This window comes from Nostoc cf. edaphicum LEGE 07299 (assembly GCF_015207245.1).
Classification (GTDB): Bacteria; Cyanobacteriota; Cyanobacteriia; order Cyanobacteriales; family Nostocaceae; genus Nostoc; species Nostoc edaphicum_B.
The window spans coordinates 1-3,073 of the sequence record NZ_JADEXF010000810.1 but is presented as its reverse complement, the minus strand read 5'-3'; the positions used below and the strand labels follow the sequence as shown (position 1 = coordinate 3,073).

Annotated in this window: 3 protein-coding genes and 1 pseudogene; all 4 read right to left on the bottom strand. The window is 36.4% G+C overall.

Annotation, left to right across the window (positions count from 1 at the left end):
• A pseudogene (locus tag IQ229_RS21005) lies at positions 1–272 on the bottom strand (hemerythrin domain-containing protein); the annotation flags it as partial.
• Positions 253–390: a hypothetical protein gene (locus IQ229_RS21000; protein ID WP_194047048.1), complete on the bottom strand. Its 138-nt coding sequence runs from the start codon at positions 388–390 to the stop codon at positions 253–255. The pseudogene IQ229_RS21005 and the gene IQ229_RS21000, both read right to left, overlap by 20 nt.
• A gap of 146 nt (positions 391–536) precedes the next feature.
• Positions 537–2,000, bottom strand: coding sequence for an ABC transporter substrate-binding protein (locus IQ229_RS20995; RefSeq protein ID WP_194047046.1), 1,464 nt, complete (start codon positions 1,998–2,000; stop codon positions 537–539).
• 70 nt (positions 2,001–2,070) lie between these two features.
• The coding region (locus tag IQ229_RS20990) for a serine/threonine-protein kinase (protein WP_194047044.1) at positions 2,071–3,073 on the bottom strand (1,003 nt) is incomplete at its 5' end.

Genomic DNA, 3,073 nt, shown 5'->3' with positions numbered 1-3,073 from the left:
CCTTTGAACAATTCGCGAGCTTTTTCAATGAATTGTGTAACATTTTGTTTGGGTTCAGCCTGAATGCCATACTGACCAATTACGGTTTCCAGAACACCAAGGTTTTTTTCATCATCATTGATAAAATTTCGGATGCGATCGGCAATTTCAGCATCAAGTCCTTCTCTCAAAAGCAATTGCTCGTTCTCAATAATTAACTGTTGAAGGGCTTTGATACTTGCTAGTTTTACAGCAATAGCATTGCGTTTCGTATCATCTAATGTAGTTACCATTCGTGTTCTCCTCGGCAAAGTGTTCAGAATTATTACTGATATAACCTTGACATAGGGGTTGGAGATATTTCATCTTTCTTTTGAGCGATCGCTCTCCCAACTCTGGGTAGAGAAACAAAACTTTTCCTTAGAGAAAAATCGAAGCGATCGCTTCAATTCATGGTTGCAATCAAATCAAGCATTTTAGTATGACATTCAAACTGAATAGATTACCTATTCGAAAGCAATCTATATCTTTAGAATGACAATTAACATCAAAAAAAGCTACTTCTTATTCAAGAGGGCAAAATCGTAACCAGTTCCACTAGAGCAAGACTCACAACGCTCAATTTTGACTAGCATTGCTTCTCCTTGACGCTCACCGGAAGGCGAAAACTGAATCATTCCGGTTGCTCCAGATGCTGAAAAATTGGGATTAGACAATACCCTTTGTAATCCTTCGCGGGTGCTGTCTTCTTTTAATCCAGCAATAATTGCTTGGAGTGCATCATAAGCTCCCGCTGTTCTCTGATTTACTTGGGCATTCCAAAGCTGAAAGGCATTTTTCGCAAAGGGATTATCTTTATTAGCATCACGATGCCAATACACAGGTAATACCATTCCTTCGAGATCCTTGCCATTTTGTAAAGTTGTTGCACTGTACATAGTTTCAGAAGCAAACAGTGGCTTTCTACCTTTAACCTCTTGTGCTACTTTGGTGGCAAAATATATATTTCTGATTGAAGGCATTAATAAAAAGCCACTTACATTTTCTGTTTCTATGGCTTTATCCACAAAAGCTTTAGGGTCAAAATTTTTGTCTGCTAAATTGCAAGGTGTACTAATAACGTTGCTGCCATATTTTTTGATAGCTTGAGTGTACTTTTCTACAAGTATCTGACTTGATGAAGAGGTTGAATTATCTCTTGAACTACGAACATCACCACAAATAGCAATATTTCTTGCTTGTCGAGCAATGTAGCGAGAATGAGTATCTACTAAATTATCATATAACGGATTTACGTGAAATAAGTAGTTATTTGTGGAACTATTAGGCTGACTATTTAAGGTATTATTATCTAACTTTCCTGAATTTTCTGCTTGATTTGGTAGCTCGACGGGTAAGACTAAAACCAAACCTTTCTCCTTATATATTTCTGCCTTACGTCTAACACCCACGGCAGCTACAAGGCTTTGATCTTGAGCTAATTCATTATCTAGCCGTGCAGAATCTTCTCTATTCTCAGCACTTGCAATTACAATTTGTAATTTTTTACCATTAATTCCTCCTTGGTTATTAACTTCATTTTGAGCTTGAGCTATACCGCGTAAAATCTCTTCTGCTAAACTAGGATCGAAGTTAATTGGTGCGACGATCGCAACTTTTACAGCTTCTGAATTATCTCGTGCTATTTTGGCATTGTTTAAATAAATTAAAGTTTCGGGGTCATTTGGATTCTTTTTTAGAGAATCAGTAAATTTTTTAACGGCAGTAGTGAAATCTTTCTCAGCAAAAGCTTTAACTCCATCTGCTTTTTCAGGAGATGTTTGCACTTTCACTAAAATTCTGGTACCCAAATTCATTAATGACGGCTTATTTGTAAATGAGGATGAAGTTTGTGTGGGGTTTGATGATGTTGTTACGATAGTAGAAGAGACTTTGCTAATTAACCATAAAATAGCTGCTACCATTACCCCAGCTATACCAAGTGAAATAAGCAGTCTCAAGTTTTCTTTTTTATTTGTCATGAATAATTATCCAAATTTTACAAAATTTATCTGAAATTAAAGAAATTTATGACGATTGAGTAAAAAAAAATTAAAGATATTTAGAAATAAGTTTGTTGATTATTTCAGACACACCGACAATAATAACTGTAAATAAGCCTGCCAGAATAACTAGCAATCCTACGAGCAGCAGCCCATTTAAACCAGCGTTGAGAATATTATTAGTTAGGAGATTTCTGAAAGTAAAGACAACGAGTGAATTGGCAATGATAGCTATAACAATTAAATAAGCTTTTTCTAGAATTGGGCGAGATTGAATAAAGACTAATCCTCCTAAAATTAGCAACCACAATCCAGAGCTAATCCAAGTAGTTCCGAGAAAACTTATAAGTGCGATCGCTAAAAATGAACTACCCGATCCAGCTATTATTGCTCCAGACAATAATCGACTGTTAGAGAATTGCGGTAGATATTGAGTTGACGTATGTTGATTTTGTGGTTGCGATTTCGATTGCAGAGTAGGTGGAATAACTGTCTTAGCTGATGTATACCTTAGCGGTGGCAACTTATTCAAATCTAGTAAGACAGCTTGTGCAGATTGATAACGCTGTTCGTGATTTTCTTGTAGGCACTTATTAAGAATCATCTCTAATTCTTGACTTAGGGGTTGCGTTAAATGCTGCCGCCAATTAGAAGTCCAACCATAGCCTTGTTTCATCCACAAACTTGAAGGAGAGATATTAGTCAGCAGATGAAAGCAAGTTATTCCTAAACTGTAGATATCACTGGAAGGAAAAACTTTACCCGCTTGCATTTGCTCGATTGGTGCATAACCTAATGAACCAATAATTGTCCCCACCGCAGTGTTTGTAGGTTCCGTCTTTTGCTTTGCCACTCCAAAATCAATTAGTACTAGTTTTCCATCATTTTGACGGCGAATAATATTTTCTGGTTTAAGATCACGGTGAATTACTTGTTGCTGATGTATATCTACCAGCACGGATAATAAATCATTTAAAAAATCTCTAATCTTGGCTTCATCAAAAACTCCCTGCTGTTTTAACTCTTGCAACAGATTTTGGCCTTCGATAAAC

Bases quoted from the DNA above. Each gene is read 5' to 3' on its own strand.
- IQ229_RS20995 (WP_194047046.1), bottom strand. From the start codon at position 2,000: ATGACAAATAAAAAAGAAAACTTGAGACTGCTTATTTCACTTGGTATA.